General features: G+C 57.0%; 20 protein-coding genes and 1 tRNA gene. 11 read left to right on the forward strand and 10 right to left on the reverse strand.

What is annotated here, in order from left to right:
• Positions 1-202: 202 nt before the first annotated feature.
• From M7Q83_RS11990 to M7Q83_RS12005, 4 genes are all read right to left on the reverse strand, one after another.
• Positions 203-349 carry a hypothetical protein gene (locus M7Q83_RS11990; protein WP_298339124.1) on the reverse strand — a complete coding sequence of 49 codons (147 nt, stop codon included), beginning with the start codon at positions 347-349 and terminating at the stop codon, positions 203-205.
• Positions 350-397: 48 nt separating this feature from the next.
• Positions 398-1,855 (reverse strand): FAD/NAD(P)-binding oxidoreductase, encoded by a 1,458-nt coding sequence (locus tag M7Q83_RS11995; protein ID WP_298339127.1) that lies wholly within the window; start codon positions 1,853-1,855, stop codon positions 398-400.
• Positions 1,856-2,592: 737 nt separating this feature from the next.
• The gene (locus M7Q83_RS12000; protein ID WP_298339131.1) at positions 2,593-4,605 is read right to left on the reverse strand and encodes a S9 family peptidase; all 2,013 of its coding nucleotides are present in this window, start codon (positions 4,603-4,605) and stop codon (positions 2,593-2,595) included.
• A gap of 237 nt (positions 4,606-4,842) precedes the next feature.
• Positions 4,843-6,555 (reverse strand): MFS transporter, encoded by a 1,713-nt coding sequence (locus M7Q83_RS12005; protein ID WP_298339133.1) that lies wholly within the window; start codon positions 6,553-6,555, stop codon positions 4,843-4,845.
• Between the two features lie 172 nt (positions 6,556-6,727).
• On the opposite strand from M7Q83_RS12005, the gene M7Q83_RS12010 reads away from it, so the two are divergent.
• The 8 genes from M7Q83_RS12010 (at position 6,728) to M7Q83_RS12045 (ending at position 16,704) form a co-directional block, all read left to right on the forward strand.
• Positions 6,728-9,106 (forward strand): xanthine dehydrogenase family protein molybdopterin-binding subunit, encoded by a 2,379-nt coding sequence (locus tag M7Q83_RS12010; protein ID WP_298339136.1) that lies wholly within the window; start codon positions 6,728-6,730, stop codon positions 9,104-9,106.
• A gap of 394 nt (positions 9,107-9,500) precedes the next feature.
• Positions 9,501-9,944: a hypothetical protein gene (locus tag M7Q83_RS12015; protein WP_298339139.1), complete on the forward strand. Its 444-nt coding sequence runs from the start codon at positions 9,501-9,503 to the stop codon at positions 9,942-9,944.
• 715 nt (positions 9,945-10,659) lie between these two features.
• On the forward strand, positions 10,660-11,829 hold the full coding sequence (locus M7Q83_RS12020) for an efflux RND transporter periplasmic adaptor subunit (RefSeq protein WP_298339142.1): 1,170 nt from the start codon (positions 10,660-10,662) through the stop codon (positions 11,827-11,829).
• The gene (locus tag M7Q83_RS12025) at positions 11,750-12,502 is read left to right on the forward strand and encodes an ABC transporter ATP-binding protein (protein ID WP_298339145.1); all 753 of its coding nucleotides are present in this window, start codon (positions 11,750-11,752) and stop codon (positions 12,500-12,502) included. The genes M7Q83_RS12020 and M7Q83_RS12025 overlap by 80 nt, the downstream gene beginning before the upstream one ends.
• On the forward strand, positions 12,499-13,722 hold the full coding sequence (locus tag M7Q83_RS12030) for an ABC transporter permease (RefSeq protein WP_298339148.1): 1,224 nt from the start codon (positions 12,499-12,501) through the stop codon (positions 13,720-13,722). Before M7Q83_RS12025 ends, M7Q83_RS12030 begins: the two co-directional genes overlap by 4 nt.
• A gap of 11 nt (positions 13,723-13,733) precedes the next feature.
• Positions 13,734-14,573, forward strand: coding sequence for a DUF5666 domain-containing protein (locus M7Q83_RS12035; protein ID WP_298339151.1), 840 nt, complete (start codon positions 13,734-13,736; stop codon positions 14,571-14,573).
• Positions 14,551-15,870 carry a biotin/lipoyl-binding protein gene (locus M7Q83_RS12040; RefSeq protein ID WP_298339154.1) on the forward strand — a complete coding sequence of 440 codons (1,320 nt, stop codon included), beginning with the start codon at positions 14,551-14,553 and terminating at the stop codon, positions 15,868-15,870. Before M7Q83_RS12035 ends, M7Q83_RS12040 begins: the two co-directional genes overlap by 23 nt.
• A 276-nt stretch (positions 15,871-16,146) precedes the next feature.
• Positions 16,147-16,704, forward strand: coding sequence for a PadR family transcriptional regulator (locus M7Q83_RS12045; RefSeq protein ID WP_298339157.1), 558 nt, complete (start codon positions 16,147-16,149; stop codon positions 16,702-16,704).
• A 46-nt stretch (positions 16,705-16,750) separates the two neighbouring features.
• Here M7Q83_RS12045 and M7Q83_RS12050 read toward each other — a convergent pair whose 3' ends face one another.
• Together M7Q83_RS12050 and M7Q83_RS12055 are read right to left on the reverse strand one after the other, a co-directional pair.
• Positions 16,751-17,854: a hypothetical protein gene (locus M7Q83_RS12050; RefSeq protein ID WP_298339160.1), complete on the reverse strand. Its 1,104-nt coding sequence runs from the start codon at positions 17,852-17,854 to the stop codon at positions 16,751-16,753.
• Between the two features lie 208 nt (positions 17,855-18,062).
• Entirely contained in the window at positions 18,063-19,205 is a 1,143-nt protein-coding gene (locus M7Q83_RS12055; RefSeq protein ID WP_298339163.1) for a hypothetical protein, read from the reverse strand.
• Between the two features lie 216 nt (positions 19,206-19,421).
• Here M7Q83_RS12055 and M7Q83_RS12060 point away from each other — a divergent pair, with 216 nt between their 5' ends.
• On the forward strand, positions 19,422-20,402 hold the full coding sequence (locus M7Q83_RS12060) for an aldo/keto reductase (RefSeq protein ID WP_298339165.1): 981 nt from the start codon (positions 19,422-19,424) through the stop codon (positions 20,400-20,402).
• A 42-nt stretch (positions 20,403-20,444) separates the two neighbouring features.
• Here M7Q83_RS12060 and M7Q83_RS12065 read toward each other — a convergent pair whose 3' ends face one another.
• Both M7Q83_RS12065 and M7Q83_RS12070 read right to left on the reverse strand, forming a co-directional pair.
• Complete coding sequence (locus M7Q83_RS12065) at positions 20,445-21,245, reverse strand: patatin-like phospholipase family protein (RefSeq protein ID WP_298339168.1); 801 nt, start codon at positions 21,243-21,245, stop codon at positions 20,445-20,447.
• 19 nt (positions 21,246-21,264) lie between these two features.
• The gene (locus M7Q83_RS12070) at positions 21,265-21,768 is read right to left on the reverse strand and encodes a MarR family transcriptional regulator (RefSeq protein WP_298339171.1); all 504 of its coding nucleotides are present in this window, start codon (positions 21,766-21,768) and stop codon (positions 21,265-21,267) included.
• A gap of 126 nt (positions 21,769-21,894) precedes the next feature.
• On the opposite strand from M7Q83_RS12070, the gene M7Q83_RS12075 reads away from it, so the two are divergent.
• Positions 21,895-23,268: a pyridoxal-dependent decarboxylase gene (locus tag M7Q83_RS12075; RefSeq protein ID WP_298339174.1), complete on the forward strand. Its 1,374-nt coding sequence runs from the start codon at positions 21,895-21,897 to the stop codon at positions 23,266-23,268.
• A gap of 270 nt (positions 23,269-23,538) precedes the next feature.
• Here the strand turns inward: M7Q83_RS12075 and M7Q83_RS12080 are convergent, their stop codons facing one another.
• Entirely contained in the window at positions 23,539-24,744 is a 1,206-nt protein-coding gene (locus M7Q83_RS12080; RefSeq protein ID WP_366526414.1) for an FAD/NAD(P)-binding oxidoreductase, read from the reverse strand.
• A 499-nt stretch (positions 24,745-25,243) separates the two neighbouring features.
• On the reverse strand, positions 25,244-26,155 hold the full coding sequence (locus M7Q83_RS12085; protein ID WP_298339180.1) for a 2-hydroxyacid dehydrogenase: 912 nt from the start codon (positions 26,153-26,155) through the stop codon (positions 25,244-25,246).
• Between the two features lie 166 nt (positions 26,156-26,321).
• Between M7Q83_RS12085 and M7Q83_RS12090 the strand changes: the two genes are divergently transcribed.
• A tRNA-Ser gene (locus M7Q83_RS12090) sits at positions 26,322-26,413 on the forward strand.
• The last annotated feature ends 102 nt before the right edge of the window (positions 26,414-26,515 follow it).

Consider the following 26,515-nt stretch of genomic DNA (forward strand, 5'->3'; position numbering starts at 1 on the left):
TCAATGCTGCGTCGGCCATGCTCACATGATAGCACAGACTCCGTGACTGTTCAAGTTATTATTGCTTGACTCCTAAGGTCGGTTGGACACGCACAACAACGCCGAAGACACTGGCGCTTGGGCGCGTGTCTTCGGCGTCATCATCTGCCGATGCCGGTGGTTCGGTCTTGATGATCACCATCGGACCCGACCGACAGTGTGGTTAATCGTGACCCTTCCCTACCATTTTGAGCATTCGCAGGTTAAAGAGTGCGAATCGGATCAACTGATAGGCCATGTTGTGGCGCGTTCGTAGTGTTCTCCGCGTGGGAAGCGGAGCATCAGCGATGTCCTGGTTAGCGGTATCCATCAAGTTCTCCTTCAAGAGTATTGGTTATCGGTGATTGTATCATGGTGGTTACTCAGGAATGAGGTGCCAGCCAGGAAGACCACGAGCTTTATAGATGAACAAGTAGTGCAAGAGGAGCTTTGTCCAGTGACCGCTCCGTCCGATTTCTCCGGTAGTTGCTTTGTCATCTCGGCCTGTCAAAGGGTATTTCTGATAGTCCGGCACGATAGGGAACATCGTCATGGCGGCGGCTGACCCTGTTCGCAGATTGGCTCCGGCGGAGGCGATACACGCCGCTCCCATCGTCGCCATCGAGGCTGTCTTGGGTCCTTGGGTTGCGCCCGTTGTGAGCCGGTGGGTGATGTTCTCAGCGACAACTCTTCCCATGACGCCAGAGGGCATCCCAGTTCGAGGAGGTGCTGGTGAGATTGGTGTTCCATTCACGCTGGTACGTGGACGCGAGACGGGATGGGGAGGCGCAAAGGCGATACCGATACCAAAGAGATTGTCATACGCTGGGCTCTGGTAGGTGTTTGGCCAATCCTGCGCCCTCCATTGCTCGTAGGGCTTCGCCGTGTAGTCGGCGTCAACTTTTAAAAACCCATTAGGGGCGAAGAGATCGCTGGTGATGTCGGTACCGGTTCGATCAAAGGCTTGGAGGTCGACACCGCGAAATGGCGGTAATAGCATGGCAAAGTCGTACTCGAGTGAGCCTTTGGTGCCGTCAAGCTGCTCGTAGTGGACGACCCCTGGGTCAACACGCTCGACATGCGCCTGCAGGATGGCACGAACGTTGCGCTCGCGAAAGAGCGACTCTGTCCAGATCTTCGATGTCGTAAGGTAGCCACTCTGCGAGAAGCGCATCCCATCGACACCGAAATCGCCGAGCTCATACTCGTTGGAGAGGTACACGATCTCCGCATTGTCGCGCACGCCTGCCTCTCGGAGTTCGTGCTCAACATTGAAGGCGTACTCGAAGGCAGCTCCTTCGCAGGTACATGCTCCATGACCCATGCCAACAACCAGTGTCTTCTTTTCACCCCGGCGAAGTTCCTCAACGATCTTGGCAAAGGCCTCTGAGGTTTTTGCCGCGTGGTCGGCCGTACACACAGACCAGGAGTTGTGATCAGGTCCGAGACCCGGTGTCGCTTCAAAATTGAGTTTTGGACCGGTGGCGTTGATCAGAAAGTCGTACCGGAGACGCTCCGTGGCACCCTCTCTCTTTGGGTCGGTATAGACGATGTCAACGGCACCCATCGGATCACCTTCGTCGCCCTCAGGCCAGATAGCCACCGCACGAGCCTGGTGAAACTCGATCCGCTTGCGGCGGTAGATCGGGGCCAAAGGGAAGAGCACCTGGGAGGTCTTCATTTTCCCGACACCGACCCAGATGTTGGACGGTATCCAGTTCCAATCAGCGTTAGGAGAAACGACGATTACCTCGTGATTCTGCTTTAGCTGACGTTTGAGGTGCAGGGCTGCGGTATGGCCCGAGACTCCAGCACCCAGTATTACTATCTTCGCCACTGTGTATCGCCTTTCGTGAAGTGTGCCTGAGGGGTTCGTGGTGCGGTCAAACCACAGATCGATGGCTGGCGCGGCAGTGTCTTCACCGCTGGCACGTGCATCTACCATATTCTGTTAACAACAGTGTTTCAACCCAGTCAACCCTCTTCCGCACATACCTACCAGGGTATCATTAAATTCCCTTTGTACCCTACGTTTTGCCTTCATTAGGGGCTTTTGGCATTGTGGGAGGTGACGTTTGGACTATTCGTGGGTCGCTCCGTGCCCGCCCGGACCCCGGGGCGGCAACACCCAGTCCTCGGAGATTGTCACCGCAGACGAGAGCTGGCCACCGCGGATGCCTCGAGATCGCGCCCCGGATCAACGATCATGACTCCAGTACAGGGAAGGTGGTTTGCGTTGAGAGAAGCTGTCTTGATCTGACGCATGGGTGGGTCCATGAGGGCGGTAGGAGACTGTACGCGATGACAGAGCACCAAGAAGTAGAGAGGACGTGCTAGTCCTCCGACGCGCGCTTCTGACCGTCGAGTATGCACGGTGCGTTGAGAGGCAGAGCAGATCTACCGATGCACGCATTCGTTACGTAACAGTCTCCATCGGCAACTGCGGCCAGCACGGTGGCGAGCTCAAACGCTTGTGAGGACGCGCGCTCTAGCGCAGCTAGTGGCAGAACCTCTCACTGTCGCCGTCGGAGCGTGTCCACTGTCGTCGTCGGAGCTTGAGACGGTACCTGTGGCTCATTGAGGCTGAGTAGTCAGGAAACGATGATACCAAGCCTCGATTTCGTCGAGACGATGGACCCGGTTCCATGGCTTACCGTTTCGACTCATGCCGTGAAATTCATCTGGGTAACGAACAAAACGAACTGGCACTCGATTGAGAAAACGCAGCGCCGTATAGTACTCCATCGCCTGCTCAATTGGACAGCGCAGATCGCCTTCTTGCGCCTCGATGAGCACTGGCGTGTGCACGTTGTGCACATAGGTCAGAGGGCTCTGCTCTCGATACCAGCTGTCGTCCTCCCAGGGATGTTTACCTCCGGCCCGTCGAGCTTCATCCCACCCAACATCGCTCGAACCGACCATTGAAACCCAATCGGTCACGGGACGTCCCACGACGGCAGCGCGGTACCGATCGCTATGTCCGATGATCCAGGCAGTCATGTATCCTCCATAGGATCCACCACCGATTCCCAAGGAGTCACAATCGATGCTTGGGTGACGTTCACAGGCAGCATCGACAGCTGTTTCAATGTCAGCCCAATCTCGATCCCCCCACCGATCAAAGATCGCAGCACAGAAGGTCGATCCGTACCCTCGAGACCCGCGAGGGTTCGAGGCGATGACAGCAAAGCCCTGAGCGGCGAGCAACTGGAACTCGAAAAAGAAGGCATGGGCGTACATCGCCATTGGTCCACCATGGATCTCTACGATGCCCGGGACTCGCTCGGTGTACGTTTTCGGTGGGAGATAGACCCAAGTATCGACGGCATGTCCTTCGGTAGATAGGGCCTGAAAATAGTCAGGCGTGACAAAGGTGACGGTACTCATCAGTGCTGTGTTGACACTGGTGAGTTGTTCTTGGTTCCCGTCGCCAAGGCGATAGACCTCACTCGGCTGATTCGAGGTGGTGATGACGGCGTAAAGATCGTTAGACGTTCTAGACCGGGCAAAGGAGGAGATGACGTGGTGTCCGGTGGTGACCTTTACGAGAGTGTCGGAGGCTAGCGAGATGTGTGCGATTTCGACGGAACCCTGCTGCGAGACGAGCGCAAAAAAACTCTCGCCAGGTTGATCCCACACCAGCGTATCGCCGGCCGGGCTGAGGACGTCGCTGATGGCTTCATTGCCGATGGGGTAGGCAAAGGTAGCGACAACTGGATATGCCTGGGTCTCGGCGCGCGCGCGTCGGTACAACCTCGGTTGGTCGTAGCCGATGGCGGTCGGGTCTTCCCACGAGTAAACAAGCGAACCATCGGGAGCGAGAAGAAAGGCTTGCACTCCAGGCGGCACCAGTTCGGTGATGGTACGACTGGTCAGATCGACCAAATAGAGGCCTTCATCACTGGCGCGATCATAGTCCTCGCCACGGCGGGAGCGAAAGACGATGCCCATGCCGTCTGGTGTGAACTGCGCCTCACTGACTCGATAGGGATGTTCGGTGAGTTGATCTGATCGGTTATTGTCGCCAAGGGCGATAGTGAACAGACATGGGCGGTAGGGGTCGAAGTAGCCGTCGCCATCGTACTTGTGGAGGAGCTCGGTGATGACCTTTACGTTGCTCGTGTGTCGCTCGCGAGGTGGCAAAAGTGCAGTATCAACCTTCTCAAGAGTGCCGTCCTTGGTGACACGCGCCGTGACCGCAAGAGCTGATCCATCAGGGGACCAAGCAAAGCTGTCCACACCGCCGGGGTAACGGGTCACCTGTCGTGCTTCGCCACCGCTGAGAGGGAGGATCCATACTTGGGCGACGTCTTCGACCTTGCGAAGAAATGCGAGTTCGGTTCCGTCGGGGCGAAAGCGCGGATGGGTGTCCGAGGTGCCTTGGGTGAGATCAACGGGAGCCGAGTGCTCCACGATGGTACGGATTCGCCGGCAATACGTGTTGTGTTCGGGGTCGATCCACTCTTCTACAAAGACGACACGATCCTCGATCGGTGAAGTTCGGACATCTCCAACACTGTGTAGTTTCAGTAGGTCTTCTGCCTGTAATGCTCTCATATGAGTCTCCCCTCCCTGCACATTAGCCATCACAGCACCCTCGCCTTGGCGAGCAGCTATCGACTCTTCCAGCGTAGGGGCGACTTGACCCGATCAAGACCAGACCGGAGCTTGGCCAACGAACCGGCCGCTGTCGTCGAAAGGTGTGCCACAACAGGGGCCGCCGTGAACTCGATTGGGCCTACACGGTACGATGCTCCGTGCAAGCGATGGAAAGGTAACCTGAATCGGGCGATCGATGCATCGCGCACGCCAACGGTATCGTCCCTAGTCGGCGACCGCTTCAGAGGGCGAAGGTGTCTGTGCCTCTTGGCCGTGCACGTACTTCTTGCCGCGCATCAGCGAGGCAATGCCAGCCAAGAGGCAAGCAAGAGCACCAAAAGTGAAGGCGAGATTCAACCCGTCGGAGAAGGGTTTGCTGAGCAGTGTTGGGAAGAACCGACGACCACTCAAGACTGCTGCCGAGTGGGCAGGGAGATGGCTGAGGAAGGCGGCGCCAAGGATGCTTTTAATTGGGTCATAACCGAGGAGTGCGGCGAAGAGGCTCGAGATCGGGGGAAGGTGCGAGACCTTTGTGGCGACTTGACTCGGTACGTTGTTGATGACCAACCCGTGATAAAGCGCGGCAGGGAGGTCTGACGCAATACCAGAGATCATCAGGGTAAAGAAGATACCCATCGAGAGCACCATGGCTGCGTTCTGAAATACACCTGACATGCCAGCTCCCGCTCCGCGCTGGTCAGGAGGAAGGCTGTTCATGATGGCGGCCCGATTCGGTGATGCGAAGAGGCCCATTGCAAGCCCGTTTCCTAACATCAACAGCGCGAACGGTAGATAGGAGAAGTTGATGGGCAAGAAGTCAAAGCCAACGAAGGTGAGTGCCGCCAGCGCCATGCCAGTGGTGGCGAAGGGGCGAGCGCCAAACTTGTCAGAGAGAACTCCGGAGGCAGGACCTGCAATAAGGAATCCCAGCGTCAACGGCAGCATATAGATACCAGCCCACAGCGGCGTGACGGAGAAGTGGTAGCCATGGAGCGGCAACCAGATGCCCTGGAGCCACATTACGAAGATGAACATCAGCCCACCACGTCCAATAGCGGCAAGGAGTGACGCAAAGTTGCCCGCGGAGAAGGCTCGAATCGTAAAGAGCTGAATCCGAAACATTGGGTACTTGACCTTCGTCTCTGCGATCACAAAGGCGATCAAGAGCACGACACCGATGATGAGCTCGGAGAGAACCCTCGGACTTGCCCACCCCATCGGCGAACTGCCATAGGGCTCGATGCCATAGGTGATCCCGACCAAGAGGACCGTGAGCCCAACGGCGAAGAGAATGTTGCCCAGCCAGTCGATTTTGGCTGGTGTGCGAATCCCATTGTCGCGCAGCTTGAGATAGGCCCAGATGGTGCCGATCAGCCCGATCGGTGCTGAGACGACAAAGACCAACCTCCAATCGATGGGAGCTAACAGCCCGCCGACGACGAGCCCGATGAAGGCACCAGCGATACCGGCGATATTGTTGATCCCAAGAGCAAGGCCGCGTTGGTTATTGGGAAATGCGTCGGTGAGGATGGCTGAGGAGTTTGCGAAGAGGAAGGCACCGCCGACACCCTGGCCAAGCCGCATGCCAATGATGAAGGCACCGGCAGATTGGCCATGCAACCAGTTGACAGAGAGCAGAATCGAGAAGACAGTGAAGATGGCGAAACCCAGGTTGTACATCCGAACGCGTCCGTAGATGTCGCCGATGCGTCCGAGAGTAACGACCAAGACCGCGGTCACCAGCATGAACCCAAGCAGGATCCACAACAGGTAGAAAGAGTTCGATGGAATCAGCGGATTGAGTTTGATACCTCGAAAGATTGCTGGTAACGCGATGATGAGAATCGATTCGTTGATCGCGACGAGCAGAACGCCAAGCGTCGTGTTGCTGAGTGCAATCCACTTGTAGCGGTCCTCATGTGGTTTCATAGAATTCATGACCCCTCCTCTACACCGCTCAGTTTAGTTGCTTGTACCAAGTAATTGTTTGAAGGGGAGCGAGATTCTTCAGAGTTTTTCTGATGCGAACTCATCGTTACCCTAGAGAGTTGGGACCGGCGGGTAGCGATCTAAGGGTTCGGGTACTCTTTGGGCCCTTTAACCTAATGGTATGCCTGGATCAATACTTGGAACGTCTGTCGTTCGCGTAGAGGACCCAGCCCTACTCACTGGGGCCGGTACCTATGTCGACACTATGCTGCCTGAGGGCACCGCACACCTCGTTTTTGTTCGCTCTCCTTACGCTCACGCCAAGGTGCTAACGGTCGACGTCAGTGATGCAGCCCAAGCTCCTGGGGTCCTCGGAGTCTTCACCGCTCAAACCCTGGGGCTGCCACCATTTCATGGCTTCGCCGCCCTGAACAAAGATGTCCCTCGTCCGCCGTTGGCGAGCGGGGTGGTGCAATTTGTCGGAGATCCGGTGGTAGCGGTGGTCGCCAACACGCGAGTTGAAGCGCTCGATGCGGCAGAGTTGGTGGCGATTGACTACGAACCCATTCCCGCCGCGGTAGACATGGAGTATGCATTGACATCTCACGCTCCGCAACTCTATGAAGACGTCACTCGTAACATCGCAGCAGGGTATCGTGACCCGGCAGACGACGATGTTCTTGGAGGTGCTGAGGTCATTGTCCGTGGCCGTTTTGAGAATCAACGAGTAGCGGTCGTGCCGATGGAGGGCAATGCCATTTTGGTGGTGCCAAACGCACCTGCCAGCGACCGCCCTTGGACGGTCTACATATCGACACAGATGCCCCATGCGGTGGCTGACTTGCTCGCTGGAGTTTTTGGTATTGAGGCATCCTCAATTCGGGTCGTTGCTCCCCATGTCGGAGGTGCCTTCGGCGGGAAGGCAGGCATCGTTGCTGAGCATGCTGTCGCATTTGCTCTGGCCGGTCGGTTAGCCCGACCCGTCAAGTGGGTTGAGAGCCGGAGTGAAAATATGGTTGCTATGCCTCAAGGCAGGGGACAGGTGCAATACGCCGAACTCGGTCTGAGGCGCGACGGGACTTTTGTGGGACTTCGTTGTCGCATGGTCGGCGACGGCGGTGCTTATGGTGGGTTTGGCGGCGGCCTGGTGCTGGGTCCAACCCGCACCATGGCCCAAGGCGTCTATCGGATCCCAAAGGTCGCCTACAGTGCGGTAGCCGCATTTACCAATACCTCGCCTGTAGGAGCCTTTCGCGGAGCAGGTCGACCCGAGGCGGCGGCTTTCCTGGAGCGGATCATCGATATGGCAGCAGATGAGCTCGGTATCGACCCCGTCGAGCTTCGTCGCCGTAATCTGATACCCGCTGATGCTTTTCCAGTCACCACTCAGGTGGGCACCACCTATGACAGTGGCGACTATCAAGGAGCCCTTGACAAACTCCTTGCCGTTGTTGACTATCCAGAACTGCGGCGAGAGCAGACCAGACGGAGGGAACACGGCGAGGTGATCCAACTCGGGATCGGGGTTTCAACCTATGTAGAGATCACTGCCGGAGGGGGACAGAACGAATACTCTCGTGTGGAGGTCCACCCTGATGGCTCTGCGACGATCGATGTCGGGACCTCTGCTCACGGTCAAGGACATGCAACCTCTTTTGCGATGATCGTAGCGGATCGCCTGGGTATCCCACTTGAACAGATCAAGTTTCGACAGTCCGATACGGCGATCATTCCGCGTGGTGGCGGCACCGGGGGTTCACGATCACTGCAGATCGGTGGATCTGCAGTAGCGGGCGCTGCAGAGGTGGTCCTTGATACGGCGAAAAAATTGGCGGCACACCATCTGGAGGCTGCAGAAGATGACATTGTGGTGGCCGCTACTGGAGGATTGGAGGTGGCTGGTGTTCCGAGTGCGCATTTGAGTTGGACCCAACTCGCTGATATCGCTGCTCAACAAGATCAACCCCTGTTTGCAACGTTCGATTTTCAACAGGAGAGTGCGACCTTTCCCTTTGGAGCGCACCTCTCTGTCGTCGAAGTCGACACCGATACAGGCAAGGTCATCCCCATTCGTCATGTCGCTGTCGATGACTGTGGTCGAATCGTCAACCCGTTGATTGTCAACGGTCAACAGCATGGGGGTATCGCGCAAGGGATCGCCCAAGCCCTGTGGGAGGAGGCAGTCTATGACCAGGATGGCAATCCCCTGACGGCGACGTTAGCTGAGTATGCCATGCCGTCCGCCGCCGAGTTGCCCTCCTTTGAGATTTTCAACACCGAGACCCCCACTCCTTACAACGAACTCGGTGCAAAAGGGATTGGGGAGTCGGGAACGATTGGTTCGATGCCTGCGGTACAGAACGCGGTCGTCGATGCATTGTCGTATCTCGGTGTGCGCCATATCGATATGCCGTGTACTCCTGAACGGGTTTGGAGGGCCATCGCTAGTGCCGACGTACCCTCGGAGCAGCAAGACTGGGCAGAACCAGGTGATGTCTTTACAATCTTGCCCATCCGAGGTACCAGTTCGAGTTCGGACGCTGAGGCGGTCGATATCTAGGCACATCGCTAGCGCAAATATTGGCCAACCTCTCCGTTGATGGTCAACTATCTGTCCGTCGCTCGTGAGACGGGATGGTGGAGTGCCGCGGTCGCGACTTGCCTGAAAGGTTCCAGCAATGTTTGGAGCCGGTGATCAGCGCGACAGTGGACCGTCACAACCTACCACGTTGAGCTAGAGACTGACTGTCGGGGGTGTGGCGAGCGATCGAGAGCAATCGGATCGAGCGGATGTTGTGGTACTGGATCATGACGTACCTCTGTGGATGAGCGCGAGCCGAAGTAGCTAGCAGCGAGACAAGCAAGAACTTTCTCTAGGCGCACCAACCATGTCTTCGCGGGAGCCTGAAGGGTACCTTTTCTTGGAACCACAGGGGTGGATTAGAGTGATGGGTATGCGAACTCGAGAACAGCGTTGGGTGGTTGGCGTATTGGCTACGTCCGTGTTGCTGGCAGCGTGTGGCAACACGAAGGTGCAATCGAAGTCGTCGCGTCCGGTAAATACTGCGGCAGAGTCTCCGGCACAGTTGGCGAAGCTTCCAAAGACCTTTCCCGTGGCGGTAGTGCCGTTGCCAAAGGGTTCCCCGCTGATCAATATCGCGAACGACTCTACCAAACGACGTAGACAGTTTCAGATGACCTATGCACCTGCCCCATCGTCGCAGGCAACTTTTATGGAGCAGTATGTCCACACATTGCGAGCTCTTGGTTATGTACTCAAGCAGCACTCCTATGCCGGCACCCCTAATGCCCTCTATAGTCTCGAGGATACAAAATGGGAGGTCCTGGTGGAGGGTAGTTCGTCGACCGTGGGGATCTCGGTTGTGGCGCTCAAGTAGCGATGTGAGGCGGCTCCACTCCGGTGGCCCTTGGGTTGAACAATTGATGATGAAGATGTGCCAGCAGCACAGATCGCTCGCGGAAACCGCAGCAATAAAACCAGAAGCTGCTCAGCCCTGATAAGAGTCGTCCGCATATCCTTGCTGTGATCACTTGAAGAGAGTAGTTGAATAATTACCCTCCGATAATTAGGAAATTCTTAATGTCGCGGTCTGTATTGTATGGCTGGGAATGCCCTCATTTGATCACAATGTTCTTATACGAGTCGGTAAATCAGATCGAAACAAGCGGTGTGATGGATACGATGCTTGTTGCATTCTCATGTGTTGCACTTGAATTGTAGGGGTAAGTCACTCAACACTGGGTTAGGTAATCAATGATCGAGTCGTTGCCGTCACTCCCCGGCTCTTGCCGAAGCGCTAGGTGTGGTTGATAGGAATAAATGAACTGCTTTTTCCTATCAATGCACAACTTTACCAGTGGTTACCTCATGTTTGTGCAGGGCAGTCAACGGTCTGTGTCTTCACCGTGCCGACCGGTGATGTGATGAAAATATTATGGTTATGTTATGAGAGTATTATCGATATATGATGACAATCGCTAGGTACAATACCTAGTCTATGCACCGTAAATTTTGAGGAATCTCCCAGGGTCGCGGTGATATGCTCTCGCACAGTGTTATATCGCTAATGAATTCATGGAGAGTTGGAAACGATGACAAATCGCCGCGCACGCTGGCAGCGGATGACGATAGGGGTGGTGGTGGCGCTTGCCTTAGTTGGTCTTGGGTACGGGCTCAGAAGTCTCACCTCTTCGAACACGAGCGCAAAGGGTTTCTCCTTGGTCCCAAGAACCGTGACGGTGACGGAAACCTCGGCTTCAACGTCGGTCTCAGCTTCAGGTACAATCGAGCCGAGTCAGGATCAGACGGTCAACTTTTTGACCTCAGGAACAGTGGCCTCCGTCGCGGCAACGGTCGGCGAGGCGGTGACACCATCGACCCTGCTGGCCAGCCTCGACACCGCGCCACTCCAGGCAGCCCTTGATCAGGCGCAGGCACAGCTAGCGGCGGCGCAAACAAAGTTGACAACCGATCAGGATTCGTCAGCAACAGCTGCGACAGTAGACGCAGATCAGGCGACAGTTGCTGCAGACACCACTGCAGTTACTACCGCCAAGCAAAATCTGTCTGAAGCCTCACTCTATTCTCCGATTGACGGAACGGTAACGGCGGTTAATCTCGCCTCCGGTGAGAGTGTCGGTGGTGCCAGTGGCCAAAGTGCAAGTGCAGCTACGACAGCCGGAATTACCGTTCAGTCGTCTAACTCATGGGTTGTCAATGCCTCCGTAAGTGATGCCAATATCGCTGGCATTCAAGACTCCGAGCAGGCCACCGTGGTCGTGCAGGGTGTCTCGGGAGACGTGTACGGAACCGTCTCGTCGGTCGGACTGGTAGCTTCGGTCGCGAATGGTGTTGCTACCTTTCCAGTCACGATATCAGTCACTGGTGACCCCAAGGACCTTTACGCAGGTCTCCCTGCAACGGTCAGCATTGTCACGAAAGTCGAACCTGATGTGATCGAGATTCCTACGCTTGCCGTCCACTCGCTCACTTCGTCGCCATACGTGCTTGAACCATCGGGCTCCGGTGATCGGAAGGTTCCAATCACCGTCGGTACGGTCACGGGTGTTGAGGTCGTGGTCACCAAGGGTCTCGCCAGCGGTGACAAGATTGTCGAGGATGTGCCATCGTTTGCTGGCGCGCGCACCACGAAAGGTAGTGGTGTAGGCGGCTTCGGCGGCGGTGGTGGCTTCGGCGGCGGTGGTGGCTTCGGCGGCGGTGGTGCCGGTGCCTTCGGTGGCGGCGGTGCCTTCGGTGGTTGATGTCATCAAGGTCAGCGACGTCACAAAACGCTACCTGCTGGGTTCGGTTGTTGTTGAGGCCCTGCGCGGGGTATCGATGACCGTGGCTGAGGGTCAGTTCTTGACGATTACTGGGCCGTCAGGATCGGGTAAATCGACACTCATGCACCTTCTCGGATGCCTTGATATCCCAACGACTGGTGAGATATTGATTTCGGGTGAGCGGGTCGATCAGATGGGTGAGATCGAACTCGCTAGTCTCAGAAATCGTCGGATAGGTTTCATTTTTCAGCAGTTTAACCTGTTGGCGTCTGTCGACGCAGTTGCGAATGTAGAGCTTGGACTCATCTACGCTCGTGTGCCACGAGCCGAGCGAAGGGCGCGATCCATCGAGCTTCTTGAACGCATTGGGCTCGGTAATCACCTGCGTCATCGGCCCATGGAACTCTCTGGTGGGCAGCAGCAGCGGGTAGCGATAGCTCGAGCACTGGTCGGTAACCCTGATCTGATTTTGGCGGATGAACCGACAGGGAACCTTGACTCCGCGAGTGCTCAAGAAATCCTTACGATCTTCGATGAGCTTCACGCCACTGGCCGAACCGTCGTAGTCATTACCCATGATCCAGAGGTCGCCGCTCGTGGCTCACACACGTTGACATTGCGCGATGGTCGTATTCTGGCAGGTGTTGCATGAAGTTTGGAGAGCTGCTTCGAGTCGCCTCGGAGGCCGTGCAGTGGAATCGTATGCGCTCATTGCTGACAATTCTCGGCATTGTCATTGGCATTGCAGCGGTCATGGTTACTGTCGGACTCGGTGAGGGAGCGCAGGCGAAGGTGAAAGGTGAGATCTCTGCGTTGGGTTCGAATCTTCTCACGATATCGCCAGGCGGCTCCTCTGCCGCAACTGCGGATTCAGGTGAGAGTCTCACCGAGAGAGATGCCATGGCACTGTCATCACACGTCGTGGCACCCGCAATCGGAGCAGTGGCCCCAATCGTCCAAGGTGATGAGACGGTTACTTTTGGCGCGACGAGCACTTCGATGATCGTCTATGGTTCGACTCCGAGCTGGCTACAGGTACGTTCTCGGTCTGTGGTGTCAGGTGAGTTTTTCTCCTCCGCTCAGGAGACCAAGGGTGCGAATGTCATTGTGCTCGGCTCGGAGGCAGCCTCAGAACTCTTTGGCGGGAGGGACCCGGTTGGTGAGACAGTTACCGTCGGCTCCACACCCATGACCGTCATCGGGGTCTTGAACTCCGTTGGCTCCGGAACCTCTCCAACGACCAACGAAGATGATTTGGCGGTTGTTCCATTGACGACCGCCCAAAACTCCTTGGTTGGTGCGAGCTCTAACGATGCGGTCGATTCGATTCTGATTAAGGCGACAAGTTCAACGACACTCTCGGCCGCCTACCAAGAGGCCGACAATGAGTTGCTGATGCTGCATAACATCAGTGAGCCAGCAGATGCAAACTTTACCATCACGTCGGAGCAGTCGCTCGTCTCTACGGCAACCTCAGTCAGCTCAACGTTGACTGCGCTGTTGGCGGGTATCGCGGGCGTATCGCTGCTTGTTGGTGGTATCGGGGTGATGAATATCATGCTGGTTTCTGTGAACGAGCGGACACGCGAGATCGGTTTACGTAAGGCGCTGGGCGCTCGCCCCCGGGATATTCGCCTTCAGTTCCTCACCGAGGCACTTTTGCTCGGGATCCTTGGGGGAGCAATTGGCGTAGGGATCGCTCTCATTGCTCAGCATGTGCTGCCATCGCTGATATCTGACCCTATCAGTATTCCGGCGTGGGTGACTGCTGGAGCCATCGGCATATCGATGCTGCTCAGCGTGGTCTTTGGTGTTTACCCGGCTACTCGCGCTGCCCAGCTTTCGCCCATTGAAGCACTGCGAACGGAGTAGGAGGAAAAACGATGCAAGCGTTCAAGAGCAAGAGGGTGGTTCTGCTGTTCTGCGGCGGATTACTTCTCGCAGCGTGCGGTACAACTGCCAGTTCAAAGGCCACGGCTTCAACGAAGCCGACAACCTCTTCGGCTGGTTCTACGCCAACCACTCCAACACCTGGTAGGGGACATTTCACTCCCCCTGCAGCTTCTGGACAGATTGCGTCGATCTCTACCGCGCAGAGTATGCAGGTGGAGGGTACCTCGACGGGAGAATCGACGGTGAAGTGGTCCTCCTCTACGACGTTTGGGGAGACGGTGACGACTGATGTGAGTGCGTTGCGCGTCGGTGACTGCATCTCAGCCTTTGAGATCACCCCTTCGGGATCCTCGGCCCCATCAGTCCGTGCGGTGACCCTTCTTCCCACCACAAAGGGTTGTGCGTCGTTGGGCTCGGATGGTTTTGCGAGAGTTCCTGGCGGTGGATTTGCTGGCCGTCCTGGTGCGGGATCTAGAGGCTTTACCCATCGGACGTTCAAGCCCGGAGCGTTCAAGGCCATCATCGGTACGGTCAAAGCGGTAGATTCGAGTTCACTGTCGGTGACTGAGGCCAAGGGTGCAACCGTCGTAACGATACCCATTACAAGCAGCACCTCGGTAACTGAACATGAATCGGTAACGTCGGCTGGCCTCGCGGTCGGCAAATGCGTCACCGTTGAGGGAACGACAAGCTCGATCGGGATCGTGACTGCACGATCGATTGCCATCTCGAGTCCCGTGAACGGCAGCTGTTCGGCCTTTGGCTTTGGCGGAGGTGCTGGCTTCGGTGGGGGAGGATTCGGTGGAGGTGGCGGTGCGGCGAGTGCGTAGGATCCGCAACAACGCCATTGTGATCGTTGCTGTGGTGGTACTAGTCGGACTGGCGGCTGGTATCGTGGTTACCCGACGCTCCACATCTGGCTATCAGTTGGCGACCGTGCGACGAGGCTCTGTCGCCGCTACAGTGGTGGCGGTCGGCACTCTCGTCCCTTCTTCTCAGACCGTAGTGGTACCTCCTGTTGATGGTGTTGTTGCAAGTGTCAATGTCCACGTAGGAGAACGGGTAGCCAAAGGGGCTACGCTTGCGACACTAGATCCGTCTCAGCGGACCTCTGAATCGTTACAGACGGAGGAGTCGGCTCTTGCCCAGGCGGAGTCGGCCCTTGCCCAGGCCGAGGATCCCTCCCAGGCGAGCTCGACACCAAACATCCAAACCACGCATGGGGCAGGCACTGGATCACAGGCAGCCACGAAAGAGGCACTGGCATCGCTGTGTGCACGACCGGAGCCTCAGCAAAAGCAGGCTTGTTCGGTGCTCAGCGCTGCGCTTGCCTCCTCCGCGAAGGGCAACGCATCCACTGCACAGAACCAAACCGTCTCTCAGACGACAGTGGCTGATGATCAGGCGATCGTCTCGGCTGATGAGGCACAGATTGCGTCGCTTCAAGCTTCCAGTGTTGCAAGCCTCATCGCTCCAATGAGCGGAACGGTTGCGAGTGTAGGGTTCGCTGATGGCCAAGACTTAGCCGCTGACAGCGCAACGGAGTCCATAGCCATCATCGATCCGGAGCATATCGCTGACGCTATCCCCGTGAGCATCAGTCAAGCAAGTGAGGTTCATGTTGGAGATGCCACAGTCGTGCAACCAGTTGGCACTACCACTCGCTATCAGGGATCGGTGGTCGCTATCGGCACCAACCCGACTACCAGTACCGCCACTGGGCTGACGACGGTAGTGGTTACTGTGGACCTCGAAAAGGCTGAGATTCCGATCTTCGATGGTGTCCAAGCCACAACGACGATCACCATTGGTCGAGCCGACGGCGTGGTGGAGGTGCCAACGTCAGCTATTCAGCGGAGAGGTGCGCGGACGCTCGTGGACGTCCTGAAGCGAGGTGCACCGAGCCCAGTGATCGTCTCGATCGGGGTAATGGGAGCAGTTGTCACACAGGTCAAGACCGGGTTGCACCCTGGCGAGCAGGTGGTCTTGGCGACATTGAACAAGCCGCTGCCTTCGACAACGGGTCTCGCTGGTGGATTCGCCGGTTTCTCCGGAAGGGGCGCGTTTGCTGCGGGCGGCGGCGGTGCGTTTCGAGCTCGAGGTGGTGCTGGCGGCGCACTGGGCTAAAGGTGCTGGCGCCCTCTGTATTGGTGCTTCGTGACGGTTCAGAGGATCCTTCCTCTTCAGCTACAGACTTCCTTGTCGGAGGCGCAGTCTTCCCCTTTTCTGAGGATTTTTTATCCGATGCATGATTGCTGCAACAGTCGCTATACTGTACTTAACGATATAACGTTAAAGGAGCGAAAAATGTATCAAGATGATATGCGCGGACGTGGCAGGCACCAACGTGGCATGCATGGAGGTTGTGGTTGCGGAGGTAGCCGCGACAGAGAGGGATCAGAGATGATGAATGAAGAAGTTGATGATATGCGTGGACGTGGCAGGCACCAACGTGGCATGCATGGAGGTTGCGGAGGTCCAGGAATGCATGGAGGCGGTTGTGAGGGACAGGGAATGCGTCGACGTAGGTCGCCACGCGGCAGGGTTCGTCGCGAGATTCTAGTCCTCCTTGCGGGCGGCCCAAAACACGGTTATGAACTCATGCAGTTGATCGCGGAGCGCAACGGTGGCGTGTGGCAACCAAGCCCGGGGTCGATTTACCCGACCTTGTCGATGTTAGAGGACGCTGGCTTCATTGTAGGCCAGGAGGAGGACGGTCGAAAGGTCTACACCCTGACCGATGCCGGACGAGCTGAGGCTGAAGGGCTTGTGTCTGACGCCGAGGACCTTGGTTCTAATCGAGAGCTGGACCTTGGTCGTGAGGTTCGTGCTACCTTCCAGGCACTGCGACAGGTGGACATCGTGGGCACTGCTGAACAACGGCAGCGTGCACAACAGCTGCTCGCCAGTCTGCGACGCGATATCTACCAAATGCTCGCCGAGGACCCGAAAAACCAGTAACAACGTCTTGCTTTGAGACGCTTACGAGCCCCCTTCTTGGGGGCTTTTAAGCGTCTAAGGGTGCTTGATGAGCCTCAGTACCGCCGAGCAGAGGACCCCAGTATGACCCAACGATGCGAGGGGCTAGTTTGCTTACCGCAACGGGAGGGTCATACACAGCGATATCGAACAGCAGTGGGATTTGGATGTTGTGGAGCCCTGAGGCTGCAGGCAGCAAGTAGGAGTCAGGATCGGTCGCCCGGTGGCTCCAAGTGAAGGCGGCATTCTTGCCGCTTGAACTGATGAGATCAACATGGAGGGTAAAAACGGCGAGTGCCCCGCCGTTCGCGGTGGTGAGCGTAATCATGTGGGGATTTGGTGCTGTCACCGTGGCGCTGGTGGCCAGCTGTTGCGATGAACTTGGCGAGACATAGGGGTTGGTCGAGAGTTGGGGAAGGGACCAGCACTTGGCCGATGTCGAGAAGTCGGCCTGCTTTAAACCTCGCGACACAATGCCTTCTTGAAAATAGGTGGTCAGTGCCAACGCATAGTACTTGGGTAGTCTTGTGAGCGGAATTGACAGGTTTGAGGACTCCGAGGGAACGAGACCTTGGTTGTGATCGATGACCTTGACCGCAGGTAAGAGGGACTTGGTAACGGTTGGTTCGTCGGTGACGCGCCAAGGCGCATTGGGTGAGTTCTTGGCGAATACTCCAAGAAACCGACAGGCGGAGTCATTCGCCGTCCTCGCGTTGTTGGTGTACTGAGCGTCGACCGTGACGAGCAACTTCGGGTAGCGCTTCTGTGGAGAATCGACAGTGACCGCTCGGTCCAACTCCTCGTAGAAAGGTTTGTAGCTCGTCCCCTGGGCCGTCAGATAGCCGGCTTCGCGAGAAAGGTGGAAATCCGCGTCGTCGATAGCGGCTGCTGTCCCTTGTTCATCATCGTTTTGCCGAGCAACGCTGAGTGTTTCATTGGCTTGGTTGTTCGCCTTCGAGTACTGATCGACGATGCCCGAGAAACTTCGTTGCCCTACGTTCGTTGCAGTCAGCGTGACGGAGGTGGAAGACGTTTGGCCACAGGCCGCTAGACACCACGCACTTAGTGCGATGAGGGTCGCGGGAAGGAGCACCTTCGATCGATGGGGAGACCCAACGTGCGAGGGGGTCATTTACTGGTTGGACTCACGAGAGGTCGGGGCCTCATGAGGGAGAATCCACCATTGGTCGACGGGGAACACTATTGAGAGGCCATCTTCTGACCGTCATTTCCATACCCCTACGCTAGCGGCGCCTGTCGCGCCTTTGGACCGAACCCTCCTGTCTATGTCTCAGGATTGTCTGCCGGAGCTTTTGGTCGCGTGACTCATGAGAGGTTGCTCAGAGATTCTCTGGAAAATACGAGGTACGTGTAGTGCCTTCGGGGTCCTCTGGAGTTCGGTTTTTTAAACGTCGGAAAGGAACGAGTGTCTGTCCAGAGAGGCGTTTGCCACTCCACGGGGCAGGAACGGCATCGGTACGACTGGCGAGAAAGTAGGCGGCATTCTCGTAATTGACCCGCCAGGCATGGAAGTGGACCCAGGCTTCGTCACGATCGCGTTCCATAACAAATCCAGTGGCAACAAGTCGGTCGAAACCGCGGTTAAATTCGGCGTACGTGAGCATGATCTGATCATTTGGTTTAGGGTCCTCGTTGACTTCGTGTCCAAGCGCTGAACTGAGCCGTCGAAAACAGAGATACCCCATCCTGAGCGCCAGTCGAGCCTCGATTGGTGTGCTTTCGGGGGCGACGGCGTCAAAGAGTGCCGCCGAGTCGCAGACGGCGAGGAGCGCGATGACCCACGACGAGTAAGCACTTGGAGAACGGAATAACATCAGTGCCGGATAACTCGCGTGACTCTCTTGGACGTCTGCTGCCCATCGCTCCCATTGGCGGTAGAACTCTGGCAGGTCGTCAACCAAGGATGTGAGTTGAGCTCGGGCGAGGATCTCCGGTCCCCATGTGGGTTCGCCGGCGCGAGCAACCAGCATTGTCACCTCTGTTTCACGTCGGTTATAAGCGCCATACAGTGTTGGCAGATAGGCGATCTGCAGTGCGACGATGAACAGCCCAGTGAGACCTGCCAGAATGTCGATCGCTTGGGCCCATCCCTGTGCGGAGCTGACAATTCCGAGTGTGACCAGGGAGGATCCAGCCTGCGCGAGCGCTGCCAATGGGTTGCTTACGGCCGGGAGTAACAACAAGCTTAAGGAGAGCAGGTAGCCGATTACCCACACTCCGAGGAGTGCTAGCAAGGAGATAGGGCCCTCAAAAGCGAGCACCCGGTCTCGGACCTCGTAGTTGTGAATGCGCCGTCGTACCACCTGCCCAGGAATAGTCAGCGTTCGAATCACGAGCCGTAGCAGACTCGAGCGATCGATCCTCGGCACCAGGAGCGACCGAATGACGTTGAGTGACAATACGAGGTAGACGATGCCACCGAGGACCGCTAGGAGGACGCTCACGAGATTCAACGTCGACACCGAAGGCGATATGCAACGTGATAGGTGCGGCCGACACCGTCGACCGCCTGTTCCAGCTGCCCTTGCTCGATCAAGGTAGGTCGGTTCTGCATGGTGATGACCGCATCCAACCATGCTACTCAGGTTCTGGTCATCGAGGGAGTGGTGGTGTTCTTCTGGTTCAGGGACATGGCACCAACGGCAGCTAGCCTGGAAGACAAAAGAGAGGAGCAACACATGAAGCGACGAGCGCTCGGTTCACAGGGTTTAACGGTCTCGATGGTGGGGCTTGGCTGTATGGGGATGAGCGAGTTCTACGGGCCAGCCAATGATACCCAGTCGATCAAGGTGATGCACCAGGCGATCGAGCTCGGCGTGACGTTTTTCGACACCGCGGATATGTATGGCCCATTTACGAATGAGCAGTTGGTCGGCCGCGCGTTGGTCGGACGGCGTGACGAGGTGACGCTGGCAACCAAGTTCGGTAATGTGCGAGGAGAGCACGGAGAGTTCCAGGGGATCAGCGGAGCACCTGACTATGTCCGCCGCGCGTGTGACGCGTCACTGCGTCGTCTCGGCGTTGAGGTGATCGATCTTTACTATCAGCATCGAGTTGATCCCAAGGTGCCAATTGAGGAGACCGTAGGAGCGATGGCAGACCTGGTGACCGCCGGCAAGGTACGCTATCTCGGACTCTCCGAGGCGTCAGCGGCTACGATTCGTCGTGCCCATGGGGTGCACCCCATCAGCGCGTTGCAGAGCGAGTACTCGCTCTGGACCAGGGACCCAGAGCCGGAGATTTTGCCAACGCTTCGGGAGCTTGGGGTCGGCCTCGTCGCTTACTCTCCGTTGGGTCGAGGCTTTCTGACCGGAGCTATTACGTCGATGGACGATCTCGACGAGGGTGATACACGCAGAAGACATCCCCGCTTCCAAGGTAATAATTTTGAAAGAAACCTGAACCTGGTCGCAACTCTTCGTGACATCGCTATGCGCAAGAGTGCCACACCAGCCCAGATCGCACTGGCATGGCTCTTCGCGCAGGGGGACGACATTGTAGCGATTCCTGGGACAAGGAACCTCGATCGCTTGGCCGAGAATGCGGCAAGTGCCGATATTGGGTTGGCCAACGAGGAACTCCTCGAGATCGACCAAGCGTTTCCTCTCGGTGTGACGGCTGGCGACCGATATCCAGATATGTCGACGGTGAACCGCTAGGTCTGTGGATCGTCTAGGGAGGTTCTGTCATGGTCATGCACCCTAGAGCAGTTGTCTGAGCGCATCTTCTGCGTGAGCAGCACTCCGTTCTCCAGCTGCCAGCAGGACGGCACTATGACCAAAGTCGAGTGCCTCGACTGAATCGGCTGCGTCGCACGCCAGGACGACGACGCGTACCGCATCGGGAAGATGTGCCAACTCTCGTTTCGTGAGGGCTAACTGAGTCAGGGAGTAGCCCATCAGCAACGTGCTCAAGGGACGGCCTTTGCTGTGGTAGGTAGGGGTTAACGTCCCGCATAGGAGCAGCACGATCCTCGTTGCACCGAGTTCGACGGCGTGGGTGATGGGGTTAGGGTCCACCATGCCGCCGTCGATGTAGCGATGACCATCGTGTCGTAAAGGAGGCAACACCCCTGGAATGGCGGCTGAACCATAGAGGAGTTCTACGATAGGACCATGATCGAACCAGGCTTCATCCCCAGAGTCAGCATCGGTGAGCAGTATGTGCAGCGGCACCTTGCCATCCGCTACGTCTCGCATGGAGAGATTGTTACGAATCAGCTGGCGCAAGGGTTCTCCAGGATGCACCGATTCACGGTTGGAGAGAAAGCGAAGGGTGCGACGACGAGGGAAAAGTGATTGCAGGGGAGCACCTGACCAAAGTGTGGTCAATCGAGCCAATCCATCAAGGTTTGGCTCCTCCGCGAAGACTGCGCCATTGAGTGCACCAACGGAGACGCCGAGGATGAGGTCGGGAATCAGTCCTAGCCCAAGGAGACCACGGAGCATTCCGACTTGGCAGGCGCCCCTTGCTCCACCCCCACCAAAGACGAAAGCGAGCATTTCGTCCCTCGACAAATGCTCAGGATTCAGGGTTCTCGGCCTGCGTGGAGACCGAACAGATATCGGGGTCAGTCAATGAGCTACCAAGATCACGAGAGAACCGATCGAGTAAGGTGATGAGCGCATCGATGTCAGTCTTGTTCCACGAACTCAGCGCGTCGTTGATCACGGCGAGTCGCGCCTGTACGAGTTGATGCAATACACTTCGACCGAGGTCCGTCAATCGCACTTTGGAGACACGGCCGTCCGATTTATCCGGGGCCCGTTCGATAAGACCACGCGACTCGAGGAGTTTGAGCTGGCGTGACACAGTCGAGATATCCAAGTTGAGGGAGGATGCAATCTCGGAGACTCGCTCCTCGCCTCGCCCACCGAGGAGCACGAGCTGCCAAAAGCCTGACCCAATGGCATAGGCAAAGTCGGATTCATCACCGATAGAGATGCGGAGGCGGCGAAGCGACTGCCCGAGCGTGAACAGCACCTCATCGAGTGCACCGGAACTTGTGGGGGTTGAGGCGGGCATCGGAACTCCTTGGTCGGGTCCACCTGGTTTGTCTAACTGATTGTAATAGCAGCCGATGGCAACTAGGAGCCCATTCAGGTTTGGTATAAACTCATCTCCTGACTGTTTGTTCGCAGAGGAGGACCCGTGCACCGTCTTGATGAGGAGACGCTCCAGCTTGAGAAGGCTATTGTCCAGTATGCGTTGGGACGCATAGCCTTGCAACCGCCACCACTTGATGGTCCAAAAAGTGAAGCAGAGCTCGCCACGATGTACGGTGCAAACGTGACCGACGATGGAATTGGGGGCGAGGAGGCCCTGCGCCGCTTTATCGAAGGGTACGCGCCTGCTACGTTGTCGAGTGATCACCCCCGATTCCTTGCGTTCGTCCCTGTCGCCCCCACAAAGGCATCCGTCCTCTTTGACATGGTCGTCTCCGCCTCGTGTATCTCCGGGACCTCTTGGCTTGAGGCAGCGGGTGCTGTCCACTGTGAGAATGAGGCGCTACGGTGGTTAGCTGACCTGGCAGGCTTGCCATCCTCTGCTGGTGGAACCTTTGTTTCAGGTGGCTCATTGGCGAACCTGTCCGGTCTGCACGCTGCCCGTCAACGCCTCAAGGAACGGCGTGATTTTCAGCGTCCTGATCGTTGGCGCGTGTTGTCCTCCCACGAAGCGCACTCCTCGATAGCCTCGGCGGCAAGCCTGATGGATCTCGAGGTGATCTATGTCCCTACTGGTGCGGACCAGAAGTTGACCGGAGAGAATCTCGCCAGCGTGTGGTCGGAGCTGAGCGAGGAGGTGCGCGCATCTGTCGTCGCCGTAGTGGCGACGGCTGGCACAACGAATGCAGGCTTGGTCGATGATCTCCGGTCGGTGAGTGCGTTTACTCAGGAGAACGATCTTTGGCTCCACGTTGATGGCGCCTATGGAGGAGCTGCCCTCGCCTCAAAGGAGCGTTGGCGCTTCGACGGCATTGAATATGCAGATTCCCTCGTCATCGACCCGCACAAGTGGCTGTTCGCTCCCTTTGATGCGGCCGCGATCCTCTATCGCGAGCCAAAATATGCCAAACATGCGCTCACGCAAGAGGCGGCGTATCTGGACGACATCAATAAGGCCGAGGAGTGGAATCCATCGAGCTACGGTTACCATCTGAGCCGTCGTGTTCGAGGGCTTCCCTTCTGGTTTTCACTTGCGACTAACGGTACGCGCCGCTATCAAGAGGGAATTCAAGCCTCGATCGATCTCTCACGCTCGACGGTGACCGAGATTGAACAACGCGACTACCTGGAGCTGGTGATGGAGCCAGAGCTATCGGTGGTTCTCTTTCGAAGACTTGGATGGGATGCGCATCTCTATGACCGCTGGTCTACCCAGGCCCTTCACGATGGGGTAGGGTTTGTTTTGCCCACCGAGCATCGCGGCGAGAAGGTGCTTCGGTTCTGCTTTGTGAACCCACTGACGACCCTCGATGATGTCCGGGCAATCCTTGACTCGCTCGCGTGGGAGCCGCGAGGGTAGCAAAAGGGCGTATCTCGTCGGTGTTGATGGGCGGTCAGAGACGGTTGGGACGGCCGCGAGGGTCGTTGGCCTGGTGATGCGTGCCCCGGGTCGACGAAACCAACCGTTGTCCATCGAGCGGCGGTCGGTGCTGTCTCTCGTGGAGGCTGTGCATCCGGCGCCCTTGAGCCGTTGGTTGCTGTCAATGGCTCAAGGGTAGGTTTCATGGTCATCGGCGGGTTTGTTATCATTCAGGCAGGGAACCTGCCGCCAGAACGAACGCACCCTCGCTTATGCGCGACCCTTTAACATCAAGTTCCAGTACATCATTGGTAAGCCGTAGCGCTTAAGGAGCCACATGTCGTAGCGCTCCTTCTGGGTGTTGATCACAGGGATCGTCGGGTGTGGCTTCATGGTGTAGTCAAACTCTGCAAGCAACATGCGGTTGTGTGCGGTCACGAGGGGGCACGAGGCGTAGCCATCGTATTCCGCAGAAAGGGCTTGTCCACGCATCTCGGCGAGGAGGTTGGCAACCACGACTGGGGCCTGCTTGCGGATGGCCGCACCCGTCTTTGAGTTGGGGGTGTTCCCCGCATCGCCCAGCGCGAAGATGTTATGGTAGGTGGGATGTTGGTGAGAGGTTTTGCCAACGTCGACATAACCGTTTGCGGTCTTATCGCTGATAGGCGATCGTTTGATCCAATCAGGGGCGCTCTGCGGGGGTACCGCGTGCAAGAAGTCATACTTGATGGTTGTGGTCGAATCCTCTTTGTTGTCTTTGATGACGACCTCTCGTTTGTTGCCGTCGATCTCGATCATCTCGCTTTGGAAACGGACATCGATGTTGTAGCGTTTGACCACTTCGTCGAGGACGTTGGAGAACTCTGGCACCCCAAACATGCCAGGTGTCGGCAGGACAAGGATCATGTGGATGTTCTTGAGAACGCCCCGCTTCTGCCAGTGGTCGGCGGCAAGGTAGGCGATCTTTTGGGGTGCCCCCGCGCATTTAATGGGACCAGACGGCATGGTGAAGACCGCTGTACCTGAGGTCATATCTCGAAAGAACTCATACGTTCTCGGTGCGAGGTCGATGCGATAGTTGCTGGAGACTCCGTTCTTGCCGAGTGTATCAACGAGCCCAGGGATCTTGTCGTAGTCGAGTTGGATCCCGGGACAGACAACGAGGTAGTCATAGTTCACGAGGACACCAGCCGCGGTGGTGACGGTTTGGGTGTCGGGATCGATCTCAGTGGCGGCGTCACGAATCCACTTCACACCTCTTGGCATCACCGATGCCTCGCTGCGCAAGGTCTCAGCCGCCTTGGCCAGACCTGCCCCCACGATCGTCCAGAGTGGTTGATAGTAGTGGTCTTCTGATGGTTCGATGATGGCTACATCGGACTCGCCAGCGTTTCGTAGTCGAGCGGCCACGGTGATACCAGCAGTCCCTCCTCCAATGATTACTACCCTGTGGTGAAGCCCGTCTGGCATAGTAATCCCCCCTTTCTTGGCACATAGTCGTGAGTTGCCCCACAAAGAGGACTTTAGTCCTATTTTTTGGATGGCTTAAGTCCTGTGACTCATGAATTCGAGTGCATATCGAGAAATTAGTACCGGCGATCAACCGATCACACCACTTGGAGCTGTGAGATAGACGGACCGCTCATGAGCCGGGAGACCAACTGTTTTATGCGTTCGAACTGCCCCGATAGGTCTTGAGACGGTGGGTGAAAACTGCGGTTGACCGGTCAAGAGGCCCGGCAAGTACCTCGTGCCGATCGCCCCGGACTCCCAATGCAGGATCGAGAGAATCTATTGTAGGCGTTATAACGATATAACCAAATCACTCAACAGCTGGTTGCTGCTGTAGGAATCTAGGTGGATATCGTGCGATGACATCACCTGATCCGGTGCGATGTCGTTGGACACTCGCGCCGGCATCCAGTATCGAGGCGAGCCCAATATCGAAAAGAGGAGGAGCGCGAGGCGGTTGATATCAGTACTCGCCCTTGATGACGTTCAAGAGTGGCAGGCCCCTGCGGTAACGTTCGATGTTGCGGGTGAGGAGTTCGAGGGCACGCGGATAAAAGGCGTCAGTGTCGCCACCGACATGTGGCGTGATAAGACAGTTATCCAGACGCCAGAGCGGCGAGTCTGATGGGAGCGGCTCCGGATCGGTCACGTCGAGTGCTGCAAAGATCCGTCTGTCTGCTAACGCCCCAACGAGTGCATCGGTGTCGACGACCGGACCACGGGCCACGTTGACAAGAAGGGCACCATCGTGCATGAGGCTAAGAAAATGCGCATCGATCATCCCCCTGGTCTGCTGCGTTAACGGGACGATTACAATGATGACGTCGGCATCGGGGATCAGCTCGTCGAGCTCGTCGTAGCCAAAGACCCGCGGTGTGACCCGGCCAACCCTTGCCACTCGGGTGATCTGGACTTCGAACCCGCTCAGCCGTGCCTCAATCGCGGTGCCAATCGATCCATAGCCGATCAGCAGCACTCGACGGTCAGCCAGCGAGGCATAGCTGCGGTTGTCCCAATGTCGGTCGTGCTGGAGATCCCGGAAGTGGCCGAGGCCTCGTAAGGAGGCGAGCGTTAAGGTGATGGCCATCTCGGCCGTGGCGGCGTCGTGTACGCCCTTGGCGTTGCAGAGGGTAACGCCATCGGGAATCAGATCCTTCACACTGTCGACGCCAGCGCTGAGGATCTGCACAACCTCGACTTTTGGCATCCGAGAGAGATTAGCGACGCCTGCCCGACCCGACATGTAGTCAGGGATGAAAAAGGTCGTTGCGGCGAGTCGCTCATCCCATGGTTGGTCGGGTTGTTGAACGACAATTGGTAGCCCTGGAAATCGATCGACTAGGAGCGAAAAACGTTCGGGCACGGTGATCTGCATACCTACGATAGTAGCGAGTTAGGTCGCCTGGCTTGTTCGATGGCCAACTGTGCGGCACAAGGTGATCCGTGCCACCGCAGCGATCGGTCAGAACGGACCAGCGTTGACGAATTTTTGTGCAACTGATCACGGAGACCAAGCATCGTGCTCTACAATGGTGGGTTACGGAGAGGTGCCAGAGAGGCCGAATGGGACTCACTGCTAATGAGTTGACCTGGTAATGCGGGTCCGAGGGTTCAAATCCCTCCCTCTCCGCCACTCCTCACCAAGGCCCTAAGTCCCACCCTTGCTGTGTCCAAGGCCACTGGGTATTGCCCCGTTCGATCCCTAAAACGAGTAGGTGAAGCCCGGGTGGGCCAG

It is taken from the genome of Ferrimicrobium sp., assembly GCF_027364955.1.
In the GTDB taxonomy this organism is placed as follows: Bacteria; Actinomycetota; Acidimicrobiia; order Acidimicrobiales; family Acidimicrobiaceae; genus Ferrimicrobium.

Excerpts from the sequence above, each read along its gene's own strand:
- M7Q83_RS11990 (WP_298339124.1), bottom strand. The coding sequence starts at position 349 with ATGGATACCGCTAACCAGGACATCGCTGATGCTCCGCTTCCCACGCGG.
- M7Q83_RS12000 (WP_298339131.1), bottom strand. The coding sequence starts at position 4,605 with ATGGCTAATGTGCAGGGAGGGGAGACTCATATGAGAGCATTACAGGCA.
- M7Q83_RS12005 (WP_298339133.1), bottom strand. The coding sequence starts at position 6,555 with ATGAATTCTATGAAACCACATGAGGACCGCTACAAGTGGATTGCACTC.
- M7Q83_RS12010 (WP_298339136.1), top strand. The coding sequence starts at position 6,728 with ATGCCTGGATCAATACTTGGAACGTCTGTCGTTCGCGTAGAGGACCCA.
- M7Q83_RS12015 (WP_298339139.1), top strand. The coding sequence starts at position 9,501 with ATGCGAACTCGAGAACAGCGTTGGGTGGTTGGCGTATTGGCTACGTCC.
- M7Q83_RS12020 (WP_298339142.1), top strand. The coding sequence starts at position 10,660 with ATGACAAATCGCCGCGCACGCTGGCAGCGGATGACGATAGGGGTGGTG.
- M7Q83_RS12030 (WP_298339148.1), top strand. The coding sequence starts at position 12,499 with ATGAAGTTTGGAGAGCTGCTTCGAGTCGCCTCGGAGGCCGTGCAGTGG.
- M7Q83_RS12035 (WP_298339151.1), top strand. The coding sequence starts at position 13,734 with ATGCAAGCGTTCAAGAGCAAGAGGGTGGTTCTGCTGTTCTGCGGCGGA.
- M7Q83_RS12045 (WP_298339157.1), top strand. The coding sequence starts at position 16,147 with ATGATGAATGAAGAAGTTGATGATATGCGTGGACGTGGCAGGCACCAA.
- M7Q83_RS12050 (WP_298339160.1), bottom strand. The coding sequence starts at position 17,854 with ATGACCCCCTCGCACGTTGGGTCTCCCCATCGATCGAAGGTGCTCCTT.
- M7Q83_RS12060 (WP_298339165.1), top strand. The coding sequence starts at position 19,422 with ATGAAGCGACGAGCGCTCGGTTCACAGGGTTTAACGGTCTCGATGGTG.
- M7Q83_RS12065 (WP_298339168.1), bottom strand. The coding sequence starts at position 21,245 with ATGCTCGCTTTCGTCTTTGGTGGGGGTGGAGCAAGGGGCGCCTGCCAA.
- M7Q83_RS12070 (WP_298339171.1), bottom strand. The coding sequence starts at position 21,768 with ATGCCCGCCTCAACCCCCACAAGTTCCGGTGCACTCGATGAGGTGCTG.
- M7Q83_RS12085 (WP_298339180.1), bottom strand. The coding sequence starts at position 26,155 with ATGCAGATCACCGTGCCCGAACGTTTTTCGCTCCTAGTCGATCGATTT.